Origin of the sequence: Candidatus Poriferisodalis sp., from assembly GCF_965221945.1 — a bacterium.
Lineage (GTDB): Bacteria > Actinomycetota > Acidimicrobiia > Acidimicrobiales > Poriferisodalaceae > Poriferisodalis.
The window spans coordinates 2177784-2197110 of sequence record NZ_OZ244925.1 but is presented as its reverse complement, the minus strand read 5'-3'; the positions used below and the strand labels follow the sequence as shown (position 1 = coordinate 2197110).

Genomic DNA, 19327 nt, shown 5'->3' with positions numbered 1-19327 from the left:
GGCGGGGGCTGGGCGCGATGCGCGTATGACCGCCCGGCGTCAAGCGCTTGGCCGCTACGGCGAGGATCTTGTCGAGCGTTGGTACATCGAGCGTGGGTACCGCGTGCTGGACCGAAATTGGCGTTGCCCCGCAGGCGAGTTGGATCTTGTCGTCACCGACGGGACACAGCTGGTGGTCTGCGAGGTGAAGACTCGCTCAAGCGATCGCTTCGGGACGGGCTTTGAGGCGATCACCGCTCGCAAGCAGCAGCAAGTCCGGCGCCTCGCCGCGCACTACGTGCGCCAGCGCGGCGGCTGGAAAGGGCCGGTGCGTTTCGACGCAGCCGCGGTCATGGGTCGCAACGTTGAGGTGCTCAGCGGGGCGTTCTGACAGCCAGGGCGTTCAGCCCACCGGCCGTCGCCGATCCCGGGCCTGCCAGCATCCCCAATGCCAGTGGCGTCGCAGGTCAGGGTTGTCGATCGGCACTGCGACCACGTGACCCACAGCGGCCTCAATGCTGTGGGCGCAGCCGCCGCAGACATACCGCTTGGTTGCCTCAGACGGCTGCACCCGGCGCACTTCGAATCCCGGTACTGGCTCAAGCTTGCGCATCTGAGACCTCAGCCCAACAACGCCCACACCACCAGGCCGGCCGCCACGACCGCAGCGGCGGCTAGGAGCACGTAGTCGAGCCGTGTCGTGCGGTGCTCGCGGTACGGGTTGTAGCCCATGAGAGCAGTATCGCCCCCCAAGCGCGGCATCGGCGTGGCGCAGACCGGCAGAAAACCCTTCCTTGGGATGCGCGAGCGTGATCTACGGTCCCGGAGAGGTCCACGCGGCAGCGAGCAACACGACCACGCTGGCGCACCACAGACCGACTCGATCGTGGCCCCGAGCGGGCTTCCCCGTCAACGCCGGACAGCGCCCTGTGTGGTTGCGTCCGGTCCGAACTGCCCGAGGAGGCCCATGCTGGCTGCTGCAACCGCCGCGACGCTCGTCGGCGTCGACGGTCATGTTGTCACCGTCGAGGTGCACGTTTCCAACGGTCTGCCGTCCTTCACCATCGTCGGACTCCCTGACGCCGCGTGCCGAGAGGCCCGGGACCGGGTGCGGGCCGCCGTGCTCTCGTCGGGACTCGATTGGCCCGACAGGCGCGTCACGCTGAACCTGGCACCGTCGGGTGTGCGCAAGGGCGGCGCCGTCTTGGACCTGGCGATGGCCGTCGCAGTATTGGCCGTCACCGAGCAGCTGCCGGCCGAGTCGCTACGCGGCAAAGCGTTCTTGGGCGAACTGGGTCTCGACGGTGTCGTCCGGGGCGGGGTGGGCGTGCTGCCGCTTGTCGACGCGCTTCGTGACCGGGCCGTCGTCGTCGCGTCCGAGTCGTATCACCTTGCTCTCGCTGCGGGTCCCCGCGATGTCCACGTTGTTCAAACGCTGGGCCAGCTGGCGTCAGTGCTCGCGGGCCGCGCGCCGTGGCCTGATCCGCCGCCCGATCCGCCCCAACCGCCCGCAGCGCCAGTACCTGATCTCGGTGACGTGATCGGGCAGCCACTCGCCCGCCGAGCCGTCGAGGTTGCCGCTGCGGGCGGTCACCACCTGCTCATGCTGGGACCACCGGGTGCAGGCAAGACCATGCTGGCTCGACGGCTCGTGGGTCTGCTGCCTGAGCTCAGCCGCCAGTTCGCGATGGAGGCGACGCGGGTCCAATCGGCCGCTGGCTTGCCGTTGCCGACGGGCCTCGCGACCCGCCCCGTACTTCGCAGTCCGCATCACACCGCCACCGTGACTGCACTCATCGGCGGCGGCTCGACGGCCATTCGCCCGGGAGAAATCTCGCTGGCCCATCGCGGCGTGCTGTTCCTCGATGAGCTGGGAGAGTTCGCACCGAGTGTGCTCGACGCCATGCGCCAACCGCTCGAAGAGGGCGTTGTGCGGATCAGTCGTGCGTTGGGGGCCTGCACCTTTCCCGCCCGGTTCCTGCTGGTGGCTGCCATGAACCCATGCCCTTGCGGGCAGGCCGGCCGCCCCGATTCCTGTCGTTGCTCCGACCATGCCCGGCTCCGGTACCTGCGCCGGCTGTCAGGGCCGCTGCTCGATCGCTTTGACCTTCGTGTTCAAGTTCAGCGTCCCGAACCCGATCAGCTGCTCGACGGCGCTCGTGGTGAATCCACCGAGACGGTCGGCGCACGGGTGACGGCGGCACGTGCCCGGGCCGCTGGCCGCGGCGTGGCGACGAACGCCGAGCTCACCCACGAGCAGCTGGAGCGTCACGCTCCGATCACCGCGGCCGCCCGGCGCGAACTGCGAACGCGCCTGGCCAAGGGACTGCTCAGTGGCCGGGGATTGCACCGTGTCCGTTGCGTCGTCATGACGTTGTGCGACCTCGACGGCGACGATCCGGTCGTCGACGCTGAACGCCTGAACGAGGCACTCGCGCTGCGTGCGAGCGTCGGAAGCCTGCACGTTCCCGCGGCGGCCAGATGATTGTCGAAACAGCCGATGCCGGCGAGCTGTCAGAGATCGGAGCGCTGCTCGAATTGTGCTCCTTGCCTCGAATTGGACCGGCGCGCCTACGGGCCCTGCTCGGTGACCGCACTGCACTCGATGCCGTCGAGGACCTGCGCTCTGGTCGGGCTGCAACGGTTGCCGGGCTGAGCGCTTGCCGGGGCGTGGACGCAACATTGATCGCGACGTGGCAGCGGCACGCAGCCGCAGCGCTTGACCGAGCTGCACGTGGCGAGCGGCCGATCGGGACGGATCTGCTCGAAGCCCACACGAGAGCGGGCGTCTGGCTGCACGTTCCGGACAGTCAAGGCACTGCCGAGCTGTGGGAATCGGAGCCCGAGCCTCCAGCGGTGCTGTTCGGGCAGGGAGCGCCGTTAGAGCCGGGGCCCAGGCGGGTCGGCATCATCGGTACGCGTCGCTGCAGCGCATACGGCCGCACCGTGGCACAGCTGCTCGGAACGGGCCTGGCTGCCCATGGGGTAGCGGTGGTGTCAGGCCTTGCCACTGGCATCGATGGCATCGCGCAGCGTGCCGCGCTGGATGAGGGCGGTCCTGTCATCGGTGTCGTTGGCAGCGGGCTGGATTGCGTGTACCCGGCCGCCAACCGGACGCTGTGGGCGGACGTCGCACAGTACGGAACGCTGCTCAGCGAGTATCCGCTCGGCACTCCGGCCGTGCAGTGGCATTTTCCCGCTCGCAATCGCATCGTGGCTGCGCTGAGCGAGGTACTGGTGGTGGTCGAATCGGGTGCCTCGGGCGGCTCGATGTACACCGTCGACGCTGCTGTTGAGCGAGACCGGCCCGTGATGGCGGTGCCCGGGCCGATCACCAGCGCGACGTCAGTCGGCACGAACCGTCTCCTCGCGGACGGATGTGCGCCCGCGTGCGACGTGTCCGATGTCCTGCTGGCTCTGGGAGAGCATGCTGGCTCTGCGGCCGGGGCTGCAGTGCCCGAAGCACCCCAAGACAATCTCGGCCGTCAGGTTCTGGACGAGCTGATCGGCGGACCCCGCTCGGTCGATGAGCTGGCGTTGCGAGTCGAAGCGACGCTGGCGGAACTGGCATCTTCGCTCGGCCGGCTGCAGTTGTCAGGCTGGGTCACCGAAACGGGCGGATGGTGGGAGAAGTCCAGATGAGACTTCCGCATCGCCGCGATCGTGCTTGCGAAGGGGCGGGGACTCCTCGGTACTGTGGATCTGGTGGACCTAGCGCCCCCGGAGTGGCGAGTCGGAGAATTCTTGCTGTCGCTCACTGCGGCATCGGAGTCCACCAAGCGCGCGTATCGGACCGATCTTTGCCAATTCGCCGATTGGGCCTCCCGAGCCGGCCACGGCAATCCAGGCGACATCAACCGGCGTTGGCTTCGGCGTTACGTCGCGTTTCTGACAGTTCGCGGGCTGTCGCGACGGTCCGTGGCCCGCAAGGCATCGGCGTTGAGGCGCTACTACGGCTGGCTGGTGCGCGACGGCGCGATCAACCTCGATCCGACGCTCGGGCTCGCCGCGCCCGCCGGCGCAGGACGCTTGCCGCGCGTGCTCGGCGCAGCCGAAGTGTCCGAGATGCTCGGCGACGGCACGGTGCCCGCAGACCCGACGGAGCTACGCGATCGGCTCGTGCTCGAGATGCTGTACGGCAGCGGCCTGCGGGTTGCCGAGCTGTGCCAACTCGACCGCGGCGCCTTCCGGCCAGGCAACAGTCACATCGAGGTCATCGGCAAGGGTGCCAAGCATCGGCGTGTGCCGCTCAGCGAGCCGTCCGTGTCGCTGCTCGCAGCATGGCGGGACGGCGGCAGCGACGAATTCGATGCGCAGCGTCTGCGCAATCGGGCCGATCGCGACCCTGCTGCGCTGTTCGTGAACCTGCGCGGCAACCGGCTCGGTGCACGCGACGTTCAGCGGATCCTGGATCGGCACTCCGTTGTGCCGACCCATCCGCACGCCTTGCGACACACCTACGCCACACACTTGCTCGACGGGGGAGCCGACTTGCGCGTCGTGCAGGAATTGCTCGGCCACCAGCGACTCGCGACGACGCAGATCTATACCCACCTCAGCAGGGAACGACTGCGAGAGGTGTACGAGTCGGCGCACCCGCGCGCGTAAGCGCCGCCTTCGAGTGCCTGCTGCACAGCTGGCCCTCGTGGGGTCGGCGCATCAAGCACAGCCGGTCCTCGTGGGGTCGGCGCATCAAGCACAGCCGGCCCTCGTGGGGTCGGCGCATCAAACGAGGCCTCGGCGGTCGAGGGGTGCGCCGCAGCGGCCGTGGTCTCAGCACATCAGCTGCGTGCGCTGCCGCGTGCGCTGCTGTCTTGGCCGCCGGAACCGCTCCGGCATCAGCGCAGGCTGAGCCGGCGCTGACCTACATCTGGCCCGTGCACGGGACCATCGTCGATCACTTCAGGCCCCCGGCGCACGAATACGGGCCGGGCAATCGCGGCCTCGAGTTTGCGACCCGGCCCGGCTCATCGTTCTGGGCAGCCGCACGCGGCATTGTCAGCTTCGCTGGACCCGTGGGAGGCCGGTTGCACGTCACAGTGAGCCACCCCGATGGTTTGCGGATCTCGTACTCCGGGGTTGCCGGCATCGGCGTCAAACGAGGTGAACGGGTGCATCAGGGACAGCTGCTCGGTACCACGGCCGACCGGCTCCATGTCGGCGTGCGCCGGGGCGAGGTCTACCTCGACCCAGTCCTGATCTTCGACGGTGACGCCAGCACAGGCGTGCGACCACCCTTCAGCCGTCCGAGGCTCGTGCCCGCGTCAACCTCGGTGTACCGGCTGCAACTGCGCTGGTTACACTCCGGCGCTGGCATTGCGGTGCTCTAAGGCCCAGTCTCCCGGAGGCCCAATCTTCCGGAGGCGCAGTCTCTTCGGGACCGCAGCACCACCACCTATTGACTGACCAGCCGGGGCGACCCCGCGGTCGCCGCTTCCCAAAGCGGCGTCGTTCCCGGCGCAGAGTTTCGAACCGTGGGGAGGAGAACCCATGTCCGCTGTCGTGACCATGTCCGACCTGCTCGCAGCCGGCGTCCATTTCGGCCACCAAACCCGTCGTTGGAATCCAAAGATGGAACGCTTCTTGTGGGGCGAGCGCAACGGCATCTACATCATCGATCTACGGCAGACGCTGGATCTCCTCGAGAACGCCTACGCGTACGTACGCGACACCGTGGCGCGAGGTGGAACGATTCTGTTCGTCGGTACGAAGCGCCAAGCGCAGTATCCGATTCAGCGTCACGCCGACGCGTGTGGCATGCCGTACGTGAACCAGCGCTGGCTGGGCGGGATGCTGACCAACTTCCGCACCATCCGCGGCCGTGTCACCAAGATGCTCGAGTACGAGCGGATGCAGTCAGCCGGTGACTTCAACAACATGCCGAAGAAGGAAGCCCTCCTCCACACCCGCGAACTCACCAAGCTCCAACGCAACTTGAACGGCATACGGGACATGGACAAACTGCCTGATGCCGTCTTCGTGCTCGATACGCCGAAGGAACACATCGCAGTTGCCGAGGCCGTCCGGCTGAAGCTGCCAGTGGTGGCCGTTGCCGACTCGAACTCCGATCCCGACCCGATCACCTACGTCATCCCGGGCAACGACGACGCCATCCGTTCGACCGAACTGTTGTGCCGGGTCATGGCCGATGCCGCCCGGGAAGGTCGGTACATGGCCGAGCGCAGCGGTGTGGCGGTGGCCCCAGCAGGGGAGCGTTCGCCAGAAGAAGAAGCGCGCATCGCCGCGCAGCAGGCCGAGGCACAGCGTGCGGCAATGGCCGAGGCTGCTGAGCGCGAGGCCCGCATCGCTGCCGACCAAGCCGCCAAGGCGGCTGCCGCCGCGGCGGTTCCTGACATGCGCTCCGCGGAGGCTCCTGCTGCATCCCCCGATGCCGGCAGCGACGCCGAGTCCTCCGATGACGCTGCGGCGACCCTCGAGGCCGAGCCTGCCGAACAGCCTGCCGCTGAGACTGGCGAATCCGAAACCGTCACCGTGTCAACCGGAACAGAAGAAGCCAGCTGACATGGCAGCGTTCACCGCGAAGGATGTCCAGGCCTTGCGCCAGGCCACCGGCGCCGGGATGATGGATGCAAAGAACGCGCTGACCCGATGCGACGGGGACGCCGAGGCCGCAGCCCAATGGCTGCGTGAGAACGGCATCGCCAAGTCCGCGGCGCGAGCCGATCGCGACAACAGCGAGGGCGTCGTAGTGGCGTGCGTGGTCCCCAATGGCAACGGCCCAGTTGGTGCCATCGTCGAATTGCGCTGCGAGACAGACTTCGTGGCCAAGTCCGATGGGTTCTTATCGATGGCAGATCAGCTGCTGAGCGATGTGATCGCGGGCGGCCCTTCGGCTGTTGCCGATGCGGCCGGAGCCATCGACGACCTCAAGATCACGCTCAAGGAGAACATCGCTGTCGGCTCGGTCGAGCGCTTCGAGGCACCGGCCAGTTCGTGTATCGACGCCTACGTCCACCAACAGAACGGCCGTGGCGTCAATGCTGTGCTCGTGGAACTCGACGGAGCGACCCCCGAGGTTGCCCACGACGTTGCGCTGCACATCGCCAGCAGCCGCCCCACCTATATCCGGCGCTCGGATGTGCCTGCGGACGTGCTTGACCGCGAGCGGGCCACGTTCGAGGCCATCAGCCGGAATGAGGGCAAGCCCGAGGCGGCACTGGGAAAGATCGTCGAAGGCCGCCTGACGGGCTATCTGCGCGAGCACACGCTCATGGAGCAGAAGTTCGTGAAGGACGAGAAACGATCGGTAGCCGATGTCGTCGGGTCGGCAACCGTGACGCGTTTCGTCCAGGTCGAGATCGGCCGCTGAGCGCTCCGGTGGCTGCGGCTGTGTCTGACGAGCCGCAGAGGCCCCGTCGTTGGGAAGGCCCGCCGATGTGGAGGCGGGTGGTGCTGAAGCTGTCTGGCGAAGCCTTGGCTGAACCTGGGGGTCACAACGTGAGCGCCTTGGTGGTCGACGCGCTGGCATCGGAGATTGCCGATGTGTGGGCCTCCTTGGAAGTCGATATCGCCGTCGTGGTCGGGGGCGGCAACATCTGGCGTGGCATGGCAGGCTCGATTGGCGGCATGGACCGCGCCCAGTCTGACTACATGGGCATGCTCGCCACCGTCATCAATGCGCTCGCGCTGCAAGATGCGCTCGAGCGGCGGGACGTGCCCACACGGGTGATGACCGCCATCGGGATGGCTCAGATCGCAGAGCCGTACATCCGACGTCGCGCTGTGCGCCACCTGGAAAAGGGTCGCGTGGTGATCTTCGCGGCAGGTACCGGCAACCCGTTCTTCACGACGGATACCGCTGCGGCGCTGCGTGCCGCGGAAGTCGACGCCGATGTCGTGCTGAAGGGCACCCATTCGGGCGTCGACGGTGTTTATACGGCCGATCCGCAGACGGACCCCGACGCTCAGCTCCTCAGCGAGGTCACGTTTCTCGAAGTGCTCTCCCGGGAGCTGGCGGTGATGGACTCTGCAGCCATCGCCGTATGCAAGGACAACGCCACTCCCATCGTGGTTTTCGATCTGATGACGCGAGGGAACTTCCGCAGCGTCGTCGAGGGCGAAGCGTTGGGCACGCTGGTGCGTTGATCGGTTCAGCGGCTAACACTTGGCTTGCGAGTGACGGCGACACTCGAACGGGCCCCGGTACGCTGGTCAGGTGAGCGAATTCGCCGCCGAGATTTGCGGAGACGCTCGCCAGCGCATGCGCAGCGCCGTCGAACACGCCCGCGGCAACTTCGGCACGGTCCGGACTGGCCGAGCAACGCCGGCGCTGGTCGAGAAGCTTCAGGTCGACTACTACGGCGCGGCCGTTCCGCTGCAACAGTTGGCGGGATTCTCGGTACCCGAGGCTCGCATGCTGGTCATCCAGCCCTTTGACCGCGTTGCGCTCGACGCCATCTCCAAAGCGGTCATGGAGTCTGACCTGGGCATCAACCCATCGAGTGATGGCCATGTCCTGCGCCTCCTCTTCCCTCCGCTGACAGAGGATCGGCGCAAAGATCTGGTACGAGTGGTGAAACAGATGGCCGAAGACGGGCGCGTCGCGGTGCGCAACCTGCGTCGCAGCGCTCGCCACGATCTCGATACGCTCGAAAAGGAGAAGGAGATCTCCAACGACCAGAAGCGCAGCTTCGAACAGGAGCTCGACGCTGACACCGCCAAGTTCGTCGGAGACATTGATCGGGCGTTGGACGCCAAGGAGCAAGAACTCCTCGAGGTGTGAGCGAACAGGTGTGGAAGTAGATGTCCGAGAGCAGCGAGCATCCGCCGGCGCACCCTGGTGGGGATCCGAGCGATCCAGCGGCTACTGATGATCCGCTGGGCTCGACCCGGCCGCTGCTGAACTTCGAGTCGACTGACCCTCCCGCGCCCCCAGCTCCGGCTGAGCCTGTGGATCCGCCGGCGCCAGACGCAGCGGCTGCAGAGTCAGCGCGTCGCGGGGGCTCGCGACTGTTTCCGCAGCTGCCCGACGACCCGCGTATCGCCGGCGAGACGCAAACGCCAACCGACGAACCCGATGCTGCCGGTTATGAACCGTTGTTCGATTCCCCCGACGATGAGACAACGCCGCAGATCCCGCAGGCCGACATCGAGCCGACTCCGGCCGAGATGCCGGAAGACACCGGGACTGAGGCCGCTGCCGCATCGGCGCCGGTCGCAACAGCGCCAGCCGCAGCCGAAGTACCGTCGGAGGCTGGCGCGGCGACATCTGAACCTGATCGCTTCGCTCAATGGGCCCGGCTCGATGCGTCGGCCTCGCACTGGCGCGAGGGGAGCCAGGACTACGAGGAGCGTGGAGTCGTGAGCGACGAAACCCGAACCGTCTTGCACAACGGCCCCTCTGATGCAGGCCGCAGCGGTCGCAACCTGCCCGCCGCCATCGTCGTCGGGTTGGCGCTGGCTGCGCTGTTCTTCGGCGCGCTTCGGCTCGGCGAGGCAGCCACCGTCGCGCTCGTCGTGATTGTCTTGGTCTTGGCTGCAGCGGAGTTCTACCGGGCCGCCCGGCCGCTTGGATACCGCCCGGCGACGCTGGCAGGACTCGCGGGCGTCGCCGGCCTGACCGTCGGGGTGCACCTGCGTGGTGTGGAGGCCTACCCGATCGTGCTGGCCGTGTCCGCAGTGACGATCTTCTGCTGGTTCTTGCTCGGCATCGAGCGGGATCATCCCACTGCGAACTTGGCCATTACCGCGCTCGGTCTGTTGTGGGTGGGCGGATTGGGCTCATTCGCTGCGCTGATCTTGCGCGAACCCAACGGCGACTCGATGCTGATCGGCGCCGTGATCGGGACCGCCGTGTACGACGTCGGCGGCTTTGTCATCGGCCGCACGACCGGCCAGAGCCGGCTTTCACCACGAATCAGCCCCAACAAGACACACGAAGGGCTCATCGGGGGAATCGTGCTGTCGGTGGTGGTCACCACTCTCGTGCTGAACCGCTTCCCCGGGGTGTTCCCGTGGACCGGAAGCCTGCTTGATGCGTTGTGGCTGAGCCTCGCCGTCGCGCTCGCAGCGCCGCTCGGGGATCTGGCGCAGTCGCTGGTCAAGCGCGATGTGGCCGTGAAGGACATGGGCAATCTGCTGCCCGGTCACGGCGGCGTGTTCGACCGCTTCGATGCGCTGCTGTTTGCATTGCCAGCGGCGTACTTCGTCGGCACATACGTGTTGGGATAGGCCCATGGGCGCGACGACGGTCGCGGTGCTCGGATCGACAGGTTCGATCGGCACCCAGACGCTAGAGGTGATGCGCGCCGAGCCAGATCGGTTTCGGGCCATCGCGCTTGGCGCGAACAGCTCGGTGAGCGAGCTCGCGGCGCAGGCTGCCGAGTTCAAACCGGCTGCCGTCGGCATCGGCGATCCGGGATTGGTTCGGGAGCTGCGGGCTGCGCTGCCTGCGGGCGTCGAGGTGCTGGCGGGCCCCGACGCATTCGCCGATCTCGCAGGCCGAGCCGACGTCGTCGTGAACGGCGTCGTGGGTTTCGCGGGCTTGGGCGTCACGCTGGCAGCCCTGCGGGCCGGGCGACGCCTCGCGCTCGCCAACAAAGAGAGCCTCATCGCAGCGGGTCCGCTGGTACAGCCGTTGCGAGCCGTGCCGGGCGCCGAGCTCATTCCGGTCGACAGCGAGCACAGCGCCCTGCACCAGTGCCTCGCCGGCCAAGCGTCTGCGCCGGAGCGGCTGATTCTCACCGGCAGCGGCGGGCCCTTCAGGGGTCGCGGCGCTGCGGCGCTGCGTGCGGTGACAGTCGCAGACGCTTTGGCGCACCCCACCTGGTCGATGGGACCCAAGATCACGGTCGATTCGTCGACCCTCATGAACAAGGGCCTCGAGGTCATTGAGGCGCACGAACTGTTCGGGGTGGACTACGACCAGATCGATGTGGTCATCCAACCCCAGTCGGTGATCCACTCGATGGTGACCTTCGCTGATGGCAGCACCGTCGCGCAACTCTCGCTGCCCGACATGCGTCTCCCGATTGGCTACGCCCTGGCCTATCCCGAGCGCATCGGGACGCCATTTGGGGCAATTGACTGGTCCGCATTGGGGAGCCTCACCTTTGAGCTGCCCGATACCGACACTTTCGGCTGCTTGAACCTTGCCTACGAGGCGGGCCGCACCGGAGGCACCGCCCCGGCGTGGCTCAATGCGGCCAACGAAGAGGCCGTGGCCGCATTCCTGGATAGCCGGCTGCGGTGGCACGAGATCGCCACCGTCATCGACAGCGCGATGCAGCACCATGACGGCGCCGCGGCTGACAGTGTGGACGCCGTGATCGCAGCTGATCGAGCTGGCCGCTGCCGAGCCGCCGACGCAGTGTTGGGAATCCGATCATGAAGGGCCACACAGACGAGCCGGAACCCCCGGCGCCAGGCTCGGCGGCGCGCACTGCTCGCTGGATCGTGGGGCTCGTGGCGCTGGTGGTGCTGGCTTGGAGCTACCCGTTCGCCGTAGGTGCCGCAGCGGTGCTTGCCGGTGTGCTGTTCATGCACGAGTTCGGCCATTTCGCGGCCGCTCGTGCCGTCGGGATGAAGGTCACCGACTTCTTTCTGGGCTTCGGCCCCCGTCTGTGGAGCTTCCGACGCGGAGAGACGTCGTTCGGACTGCGCGCGCTGCCGCTCGGGGCATACGTGCGCATCATCGGCATGTCGCGCTCCGAACCCGTGGAACCGGGCGACGAGAGCCGGGCCTACCGCACCCAGACCTATCCGCGCCGGTTGCTGGTCGTGTGCGCCGGCTCGCTCATGCATCTGTGCCTCGCGCTCGTCGCGTTCGGAGTGGTGCATGCAGCGCTCGGCGCGCCGACTCGCGATGGGAACAACTGGCAGGTCGCCGAAGTGGTCAAGCAGCGAGACGGAGTCACATTCCCGGCGGATGGGGCGGGCATCGAGGCCGGCGATCGCATCGTGCAGTTGAACGGTGCAGCCACCGAGGAATGGGACGTCTTCGTGTCCCAGGTGCAGTCCCGACCCGGCGAGCGGGTGTCGCTGGAGATCGAGCGAGATGGCGTCCTGCGCACCGTAGAGGCAGAGCTGGCAACAGACCCCGGTACTGGGTCAGGGCTCTTGGGTGTTCAGCCCGAGTGGGTCATCGTCTACGAGACCGTCGGTCTGCCGACTGCGGTGGTCCAGGCATTGGTCGACCTTGGGCGCTCAATAGTCGACTCTGTACGAGGCATTTGGGGCTTGTTCGCGAATTTCGGCGACGTTGTCGACCGCATCGTGTCGCCGCCCGGTGATCCTTCGGCGAACAGCAACCTGGGCATGCGCCCATTGGGGGTCTACGGCATCGTGGACCTGGCGTCGGACACATCTTGGGGCTGGTCCGAGCGCGCGCTGATGTTCGCGCTGGTGAACGTCTTCCTCGGTGTGTTCAATATGTTGCCGCTGCCGCCGTTCGACGGAGGTCATGTGGCTGTCGCTACCTATGAGCGCTGGCGAGAACGCGGGGGTCGCGGCCGATACTTGATCGATCCGAGCAAACTTGCGCCGCTCGCCACCGTCGTGGTCGCCGCACTTGCACTGCTGGCAGTGGGGCTGCTGTACCTCGATATCGCCAACCCGGTGGACCTGTGACCGGTAGATCTGTGAGAGGTGGCCATGACGCTTGAGTCATCTGGGCGCTACGTCCGACGCCACACACGCCAAGTGAACGTCGGCTCGGTCGCCGTCGGGGGTGGGGCACCCATTTCTGTGCAGTCGATGACGACGACGAAGACATCGGACGTCGACGGCACGCTCGCCCAGATCTATGCGCTGGCCGGGGCTGGGGCCGACATCGTCCGCTGCACCGCGAACAACGTTGCGGCTGTGGAGGCGCTTGCGCACATCGTTCCCCGCTCGCCCGTGCCCTTGGTGGCCGACATCCACTTCCAGTACCGGCTCGCGCTGGCAGCGCTCGACGCCGGAGTGGCCTGCCTGCGGCTGAATCCAGGCAATATCCGCAAGCCTGACCAGATACGCGCCGTGGCGTCTGAGGCCCGGGACCGCGGCGTCCCGATCCGCATCGGCGTCAACGGCGGGTCCCTCGATCCCGACATCGAGGCGCGCTATGGCTTGACTCCCGCCGCGCTGGTGGAATCGGCCAAGCGAGAGCTCGGGTACTTCGAAGAGGTGGGATTCGACGACGTCAAGATCTCGGTGAAGGCCAGCGACGTGACGCTGATGGTGGAGTCCTACCGGATGCTCGCCGACGCAGTTGACTTTCCCTTGCATCTCGGCGTCACCGAGGCTGGGCCCCCGCCGGCCGGCCTGGTGAAGGCCACCGCTGGCATCGCGACCCTGCTGAACGAGGGCATCGGCGACACCATTCGCTACAGCCTGACAGCCGACCCCGTCCAAGAGGCCACTGCCGGCCAGCAGCTGCTCGGGGCACTCGGACTGCGGGAGCGTTCCGGTACCGATCTTGTTGCCTGCCCTTCGTGCGGCAGGGCGGAGGTGGACGTGATCTCGGTGGCCCAGGAGGCACAAGCAACCTTTGAAGGCCTGGACCTGCCCGTGCAGGTGGCCGTCATGGGTTGCGTGGTGAACGGGCCCGGCGAGGCCCGCAGCGCCGATCTGGGCATAGCAGCAGGCCGCTCGCGCGGTCACCTGTTCGTCAAGGGCCAAGTCGTGGCCGTAGTGCCCGAGGACGAGATGGTCGCGGCTTTGGTGAAGTGGGCCAAGATCGTGGCGGCCGACGGCGTCGAGGCCGCACTTGGGAGAGCCGAGGCTGGCGCCGCAGCAGCAGCTGAAGCTGATCGAGCTGCGCAGGCGAGCGAGCAGGGTGACGATGTCAACCACGCCGCCGAGCGCGTTGCCCTCATTCGGAGCCGCTAGCCGCGCAGCATGCGGCTGCCACTGACGAGATTGTTGTCTCCCGCTCTTGTTCGCTTCGCTCACGGGCCGCTCGGGCCCTAGGGCCGCTAGCCGCGCAGCAAACCCGGCTCCGCGGTCGGGAACCCCGAGGTTGCACTGGTAGCGTGGGATCCGCAGGACAGTTTCGGCTGGTCGTGGGCTCTGCGCAAGCGTCCTTGCATGATCCGGTGCAAGCGCCGGTTCCGCAGGCACAGCCCCGAGGGCGGCTGGGGCTACGCGGACAGGGAGGTTGCGATGACTCACACCGTTGCGGCCTCGCGCGCCCCCGCAAGTGCTCACCCCTCCGAAATAGCGGACCTCGCTGGCCCCGTGGCGACCGAGGTCGGCTGTGCCCTCTACGACGTGCAATGGCGAGGCGGGACTCTGGTCGTGCTGGCTTCTGCCATGGCCGGGGGCGCCATCGGTGTTGAGGCACTCGGCCGACTGAGCCGCAGGCTGTCCGCGGCTCTGGATGCCGCCGACGTGATCGAGGGCCGGTACGTGCTCGAAGTGTCCAGCCCTGGGCTCGAGCGCAGCTTGCACCGCCCAGAACATTTTGCAGGTGCTGTCGGCGAGCAGGTGGTGATCCGAACCAGCGAATCGCCGCGGCGGCGTATCGTCGGCGAGATTCTGGAATCCGACCCCTCCGGCGTCTCGGTACGTGTCGAGGAGATTTCCAGTGGTGAGCAGGGCCACGCCCAAGCCGGACCGGATGAGATTGGCCAGATCTTGACGGTGCCATTCGACGACATCGCCAAGGCCCGCACAACATTCGAATGGGGTCCGCGCCCGCGGCGCAAGCCTGGATCCCGCAGCACCCCTCACAGCAAGTCAGACCCTCGCAGTAAGCCAGGAAGGCAGGGACGATGAACAGCCCCGAGATCATGGAGGCGCTCCAAGCACTCGCCGCCGAGAAGGGCATGAGCACCGAGGTGTTGCTCGAGGCAGTCGCGAACGGCCTCGAATCGGCCTACAAGCGCCGCGAGGGTGCCGCTGAGCAGGCGTACGTCATCATCGACGAGTCGTTCAACATCACGGTTTACGCGCAGGAAGTCGACGAATTGGGAACTGTCTTGCGGGAGTGGGACGACACACCGCACGATCTCGGGCGCATCGTGGCCCAAACCGTCCGGCAGGTCCTGAACCAGCGCATCCGCGAGGTCGAGCGCGACATGAAGTACGACGAGTACGCCGGGCGGGAGGGCGACATCGTCACCGGCATCATCCAGCAGAACGATGCTCGTTACACCCTGCTCGACCTGGGTCGCGTCGAGGCATTGCTGCCCCAATCCGAGCAGGTGCCCTACGAGCGGCCAGAGCCGAACAGCCGCCTCAAGGCATACATCGTGGAGGTGCGCAAGACCGCCAAGGGCCCGCAGATCGTCGTGTCGCGCACGCACCCGGGACTTATTCGTGAGCTGTTCAAGCTGGAGGTCCCCGAAATCTCCGACGGTGTTGTCGAGCTGAAGGCGTGCGCGCGCGAACCCGGCCATCGCACGAAGATCGCTGTGTGGTCGAACGACTCCAACATCGATCCGGTCGGCGCATGCGTCGGGGCCCGCGGCAGCCGCGTCCGTCAGGTCGTCAACGAGCTGCGAGGCGAGAAGATCGACATTGTCCCGTTCTCCGACGACCTCCACGATTTTGTGGCCAAGGCGCTGTCCCCGGCTCGCGTCCGGGAGGTCCGCTTCCACTCCGAACAAGGTGTGGCGGAGGTCATCGTGCCCGACCACCAGCTGTCGCTGGCGATCGGCCGCGAGGGCCAGAACGCTCGTCTGGCGGCCCGGTTGACCGGCTGGCGGATCGACATCAAGAGCGAGACGCAGATTGCCGAGGAGGAGGCCGGCTACTCAGGAGAGGAGTGGGCCGAGGGAGAGTGGGTGACGAACCCGGATACGGGCGAGCAGACCTGGGTTCCCGCCGATGGCGGCGAAGCGATCACAGCGGGCCAGTGGTCCGAGGCAGTCAACGAACAGCAGGAGGTCGGCGAGACCTCCGATGGCGCTCCGGTCGGCAAGACAGCCGATGACGCGCCGGTCGGCGAGACCGTCGATGAGACCCCTGCAGAGGCCCACACCGACCCCAGTACGCTTCCATCGGACTCGGCGACGCCCTAGGGCCCATGGCCGGTCTCGTCGCGTCCCCGTTACATTTCCTGAGCCCTGCTGGGCATCGCTTCAACTCCCGAAAGAAAGACCGACCGCTTGCCGAAGAAAGTCCGCGTTCACGAGCTCTCCAAAGAGCTGGGCATCACGCTCACCGAGGTGCTCGACGTATGCGAGTCCCTGGGCATCGGTGTGAAGACGCACTCGTCCAGCATGGAGGACGCTCAGGCTGACCGCGTCCGGCGCAAGGCCGCACGCGAGGGACTGATTCGTGAAGAGTCGCAGCCAGGGGCTCGCAAGGCTCGCAAGGCACCCGCGAAGTCCGCCGCTGCGGCCGAGCGCGCGCCACAACGCCCAGAGTCCGCAGCGGCGCCCCGATCCACACCAGCCGCTCGCCCGGCTCGCCCGGCCCGGCCCGCCCCGGCCAAACCGAAGCCACCTCCGCAATATGCGCCCGCCCCGGAGCCCGTTCCGCAGACGCCTGAACCCATTCCTACCGCAGAAGCGCCTGCGCCAACAGGGCCTCGGCCGGCGGCACCAGCCGAGTCCGCACCACCGCTCCCGCCGGAAATGCCTCCGCCAGGCACCCTTCCGCCCGACTTGCCGCCACCGCGACGTCTGGTCACTTCAAGCGGCCAAGAATCGGCGCGGCCGGTTCTTCCGCCACTTCAGCGACCGGCGGCCAGAACCGACGAACCGGTGGCGCCATCGAGACCAGTTCCCTCCGACGCGGCCAACCCAGAACTGCCGCCGCCCCCGTCTCGATTGCCGGTGCCTCCGAAGGCTGCCGACGGCCGCGCGGTTCCGCCCCCGCCATTGGCGCCTCGCTCGGGTTCGGGCAAGCCGATTCCCCCGCCGCCCGGTCCGCCACGCACCACTCCGCGCAGCGGCGGCCCCTACCGCTCGGGTCCCCCCGGCGGGTTCCGCCGTCCAGCGGGCGGTGGCGAGCGTCCCCATGGCGGGCAGCCTGGTGGCGGGCGCCCTCACGCGGGAGCCCCGTCAGCGCCTGGCGGACGCCCAGCGGGTCCGCATGGTGCACGCCCGGGAGGGCCGCGTGGTGCACCACGCGGTCGTGGGCGCCCTCGCCGTCGCCGTCGTCGCCAGCGCGAGGAACTGCAGCCCCAGCAGCTCACCGCCTACACGCCGATCGACGCACCCGTCCCCGAAGGCGAGATTGTCATCGAGCGGGGTTCAACGGCCCAGGAGGTCGCCGCCCGTCTGAATCGCTCCGCCGCCGACATCGTCCGGTTCCTGCTGCAACAGGGCGAGATGGTGACTGCTACGCAGTCGCTGAGCGACGACATGATCGAGCTGTTTGCTGTCGAACTCGACGCCGAAGTGCGCATCACCGAGCCGGGCGCGGAGCAGGAAGAGGAGCTGCTGCGTGCCCTCGAGGTCGACCTTTCTGACGCCGAAGGGCAGATTCGCCCGCCGGTGGTCACCGTCATGGGCCACGTCGACCACGGCAAGACACTGCTGCTCGACCGCATTCGTTCCTCGAACGTTGTCGAAGGCGAGGCGGGTGGCATTACCCAGCACATCGGCGCCTATCAGACCTCTCGCGGCGATTACCGAATCACGTTCATCGACACGCCGGGCCACGAGGCGTTCACGGCGATGCGTGCCCGGGGAGCGCAGGCCACCGACGTTGTCGTGCTGGTCGTGGCGGCTGATGACGGTGTCATGCCGCAGACTGCCGAAGCCATCGACCACGCACATGCGGCCGATGTGCCGATCATCGTCGCCATCAACAAGATGGACCGTCCCGGCGCCGACGCCGACCGGGTGCGCGCCCAGCTGGCGGAACGGGGCCTCGTGCCCGAGTCCTACGGCGGCGAAGTGATCACTGTTCCCATGTCGGCCATGTCCGGCGAGGGCATAGACGAACTGCTCGACCAGATCCTGCTTGTCGCAGAACTCGAGGAACTCACTGCCGAATCATCGGGCCGGGCTGTCGGAATCGTGCTGGAGGCCCATCTCGACCGCGGCCGGGGTCCGGTCGCAACGGTGCTGGTGCAGCGGGGCACCCTGCGTGTCGGCGAACCGATGGTTGCCGGCGCGGCCTGGGGCCGCGTGCGTGCCATGACCGACGATCGCGGTGCTCCGCTCAGCGAGGCGGGTCCGTCCACACCAGTGGAGGTGCTCGGTCTCGGCGAGGTTGCACGTGCAGGTGACCTGTTCGTCGTCGCCCCCGACGAGAAGACCGCAGGCAAGGTGGCCGAGACCCGCGAGCATTGGCAGCGCCAGGCCAGCTTGGCCGGCACTGCTGGCGGGAGCGGCGGCGGAGCGAGGCTGGAGGACATCTTCAGGCAGGTGCAGTCTGGCGAGACAGCCACGCTCAACCTCGTGCTCAAGGCCGATGTGCACGGTTCGCTCGAGGCAGTGACCGACAGCCTGCGCAAGCTCGAGCGCGGTGACGTGAAGCTCTCCTTCGTCAGCCGTGGCGTCGGCGGGATCAACGAGAACGATGTGCAGCTCGCCGCGGCCTCCGAGGCCACGATCATCGGCTTCAACGTGCGCCCGGACCGCAACGCGCGCCAGACAGCCGAGACCGAGGACGTCGAAATCCGGCTGTACGAGATCATTTACGACCTTATCGAAGACGTGCAAAACGCCATGGTCGGCCTGCTCGAGCCCGAGTTCGAGGAAATTGTGGTGGGCGAGGCGCAGGTGCGCCAGGTCTTCCGCATCTCTGGCGTCGGTCCCGTGGCTGGCTGCGTCGTCGAGCACGGGAACGTGCGCAGCGGCGCCAAGGTCAGGTTCCTGCGCGACGGCACGATCATCTGGAAGGGATCGGTCAAGTCGTTGCGGCACTTCCAAGACGACGTCGCCGAGGTGTCCGCGGGCATGGAGTGCGGTATCGGTCTGAGCGACTTCACCGACTTGAAGGAAGGCGACGTGATCGAGACGTATACCGAACGCGAGATCGCCCGCGTCGCCTGAGGGAGCACTCACCCGATGGCTCGTCGCCCCCGTCGCCGGCGACACTCGATGCCGACTGCGCACCAGTACGAGCGAACCGACCGCGTCGCCCAGGTGGTGCGCAGCGTCGTGGCCTCGGAGATGGAACGGCTCGACGAGGTGTTCGACGGCATTGTGATCACCGGTGTGGACGTTGATCGCGAGCTGAGTGTCGCAGTGGTGCACTACGACGTGCGCGATCAGGAATCCGAGGAGGAGGCGGCTGCGGCGTTCGATGAGCACCATCACCGCCTTCAGCGAGCCTTGGGCGACCAGACCAGCTTGAGGCGCACACCAACGCTCCGCTTTCGCCGGGACCAGGGGCCTATCAACGCCGAGAGGATCGAAGACCTGCTGGCTGGCTTGTCCGGCGAGCCCGATGAGGCGCAGGTCTCCGATATCGCCGCTGAACGGGACGAGGAAGCCTGACAGCC

General features: G+C 67.3%; 18 protein-coding genes. 17 read left to right on the top strand and 1 reads right to left on the bottom strand.

Features of this window, described 5'->3' with window-relative positions:
* Positions 1-25: 25 nt before the first annotated feature.
* Positions 26-370: a YraN family protein gene (locus tag ACOQPH_RS10160; RefSeq protein ID WP_419553837.1), complete on the top strand. Its 345-nt coding sequence runs from the start codon at positions 26-28 to the stop codon at positions 368-370.
* A gap of 12 nt (positions 371-382) precedes the next feature.
* On the opposite strand, the gene ACOQPH_RS10155 is transcribed toward ACOQPH_RS10160, so the two are convergent.
* Positions 383-592 (bottom strand): hypothetical protein, encoded by a 210-nt coding sequence (locus ACOQPH_RS10155; RefSeq protein ID WP_420621283.1) that lies wholly within the window; start codon positions 590-592, stop codon positions 383-385.
* Between the two features lie 354 nt (positions 593-946).
* Here ACOQPH_RS10155 and ACOQPH_RS10150 point away from each other — a divergent pair, with 354 nt between their 5' ends.
* From ACOQPH_RS10150 to ACOQPH_RS10075, 16 genes are all read left to right on the top strand, one after another.
* Complete coding sequence (locus ACOQPH_RS10150) at positions 947-2464, top strand: YifB family Mg chelatase-like AAA ATPase (RefSeq protein WP_420621282.1); 1518 nt, start codon at positions 947-949, stop codon at positions 2462-2464.
* Positions 2461-3621, top strand: a complete 1161-nt coding sequence (locus ACOQPH_RS10145) for a DNA-processing protein DprA (protein ID WP_420621281.1) — start codon at positions 2461-2463, stop codon at positions 3619-3621. The genes ACOQPH_RS10150 and ACOQPH_RS10145 overlap by 4 nt, the downstream gene beginning before the upstream one ends.
* A gap of 63 nt (positions 3622-3684) precedes the next feature.
* Complete coding sequence (locus tag ACOQPH_RS10140) at positions 3685-4587, top strand: tyrosine-type recombinase/integrase (protein WP_420621280.1); 903 nt, start codon at positions 3685-3687, stop codon at positions 4585-4587.
* Positions 4588-4793: 206 nt separating this feature from the next.
* Positions 4794-5309, top strand: a complete 516-nt coding sequence (locus tag ACOQPH_RS10135) for a murein hydrolase activator EnvC family protein (RefSeq protein ID WP_420621279.1) — start codon at positions 4794-4796, stop codon at positions 5307-5309.
* Positions 5310-5469: 160 nt separating this feature from the next.
* Complete coding sequence (gene rpsB, locus ACOQPH_RS10130) at positions 5470-6501, top strand: 30S ribosomal protein S2 (RefSeq protein WP_420621278.1); 1032 nt, start codon at positions 5470-5472, stop codon at positions 6499-6501.
* 1 nt (position 6502) lies between these two features.
* Complete coding sequence (gene tsf, locus ACOQPH_RS10125; RefSeq protein WP_420621277.1) at positions 6503-7309, top strand: translation elongation factor Ts; 807 nt, start codon at positions 6503-6505, stop codon at positions 7307-7309.
* A gap of 65 nt (positions 7310-7374) precedes the next feature.
* Positions 7375-8085 (top strand): UMP kinase, encoded by a 711-nt coding sequence (gene pyrH / locus ACOQPH_RS10120; RefSeq protein ID WP_420624340.1) that lies wholly within the window; start codon positions 7375-7377, stop codon positions 8083-8085.
* 70 nt (positions 8086-8155) lie between these two features.
* Positions 8156-8722: a ribosome recycling factor gene (frr, locus tag ACOQPH_RS10115; protein ID WP_420621276.1), complete on the top strand. Its 567-nt coding sequence runs from the start codon at positions 8156-8158 to the stop codon at positions 8720-8722.
* Between the two features lie 20 nt (positions 8723-8742).
* Positions 8743-10170, top strand: a complete 1428-nt coding sequence (locus tag ACOQPH_RS10110) for a phosphatidate cytidylyltransferase (protein ID WP_420621275.1) — start codon at positions 8743-8745, stop codon at positions 10168-10170.
* Between the two features lie 4 nt (positions 10171-10174).
* Entirely contained in the window at positions 10175-11329 is a 1155-nt protein-coding gene (gene dxr, locus ACOQPH_RS10105) for a 1-deoxy-D-xylulose-5-phosphate reductoisomerase (protein ID WP_420621274.1), read from the top strand.
* Positions 11326-12567, top strand: a complete 1242-nt coding sequence (locus tag ACOQPH_RS10100; protein ID WP_420621273.1) for a M50 family metallopeptidase — start codon at positions 11326-11328, stop codon at positions 12565-12567. Before dxr ends, ACOQPH_RS10100 begins: the two co-directional genes overlap by 4 nt.
* Positions 12568-12591: 24 nt before the next feature.
* A complete protein-coding gene (gene ispG / locus ACOQPH_RS10095) occupies positions 12592-13809 on the top strand; it encodes a flavodoxin-dependent (E)-4-hydroxy-3-methylbut-2-enyl-diphosphate synthase (protein ID WP_420621272.1) in 1218 nt (405 codons plus the stop codon).
* A 198-nt stretch (positions 13810-14007) separates the two neighbouring features.
* A complete protein-coding gene (rimP, locus tag ACOQPH_RS10090; RefSeq protein WP_420621271.1) occupies positions 14008-14697 on the top strand; it encodes a ribosome maturation factor RimP in 690 nt (229 codons plus the stop codon).
* A complete protein-coding gene (nusA, locus tag ACOQPH_RS10085) occupies positions 14694-15944 on the top strand; it encodes a transcription termination factor NusA (protein WP_420621270.1) in 1251 nt (416 codons plus the stop codon). Before rimP ends, nusA begins: the two co-directional genes overlap by 4 nt.
* A gap of 759 nt (positions 15945-16703) precedes the next feature.
* The gene (gene infB / locus ACOQPH_RS10080) at positions 16704-18875 is read left to right on the top strand and encodes a translation initiation factor IF-2 (RefSeq protein WP_420624339.1); all 2172 of its coding nucleotides are present in this window, start codon (positions 16704-16706) and stop codon (positions 18873-18875) included.
* 48 nt (positions 18876-18923) lie between these two features.
* Positions 18924-19322 (top strand): ribosome-binding factor A, encoded by a 399-nt coding sequence (locus ACOQPH_RS10075; protein WP_420621269.1) that lies wholly within the window; start codon positions 18924-18926, stop codon positions 19320-19322.
* Positions 19323-19327 lie beyond the last annotated feature (5 nt).

Coding starts and splice junctions, on each gene's coding strand:
- ACOQPH_RS10160 (WP_419553837.1), top strand. CDS start 26: ATGACCGCCCGGCGTCAAGCGCTTGGCCGCTACGGCGAGGATCTTGTC.
- ACOQPH_RS10155 (WP_420621283.1), bottom strand. CDS start 592: ATGCGCAAGCTTGAGCCAGTACCGGGATTCGAAGTGCGCCGGGTGCAG.
- ACOQPH_RS10150 (WP_420621282.1), top strand. CDS start 947: ATGCTGGCTGCTGCAACCGCCGCGACGCTCGTCGGCGTCGACGGTCAT.
- ACOQPH_RS10145 (WP_420621281.1), top strand. CDS start 2,461: ATGATTGTCGAAACAGCCGATGCCGGCGAGCTGTCAGAGATCGGAGCG.
- rpsB (WP_420621278.1), top strand. CDS start 5,470: ATGTCCGCTGTCGTGACCATGTCCGACCTGCTCGCAGCCGGCGTCCAT.
- tsf (WP_420621277.1), top strand. CDS start 6,503: ATGGCAGCGTTCACCGCGAAGGATGTCCAGGCCTTGCGCCAGGCCACC.
- pyrH (WP_420624340.1), top strand. CDS start 7,375: ATGTGGAGGCGGGTGGTGCTGAAGCTGTCTGGCGAAGCCTTGGCTGAA.
- ACOQPH_RS10110 (WP_420621275.1), top strand. CDS start 8,743: ATGTCCGAGAGCAGCGAGCATCCGCCGGCGCACCCTGGTGGGGATCCG.
- dxr (WP_420621274.1), top strand. CDS start 10,175: ATGGGCGCGACGACGGTCGCGGTGCTCGGATCGACAGGTTCGATCGGC.
- ACOQPH_RS10100 (WP_420621273.1), top strand. CDS start 11,326: ATGAAGGGCCACACAGACGAGCCGGAACCCCCGGCGCCAGGCTCGGCG.
- ispG (WP_420621272.1), top strand. CDS start 12,592: ATGACGCTTGAGTCATCTGGGCGCTACGTCCGACGCCACACACGCCAA.
- rimP (WP_420621271.1), top strand. CDS start 14,008: ATGATCCGGTGCAAGCGCCGGTTCCGCAGGCACAGCCCCGAGGGCGGC.
- nusA (WP_420621270.1), top strand. CDS start 14,694: ATGAACAGCCCCGAGATCATGGAGGCGCTCCAAGCACTCGCCGCCGAG.
- ACOQPH_RS10075 (WP_420621269.1), top strand. CDS start 18,924: ATGCCGACTGCGCACCAGTACGAGCGAACCGACCGCGTCGCCCAGGTG.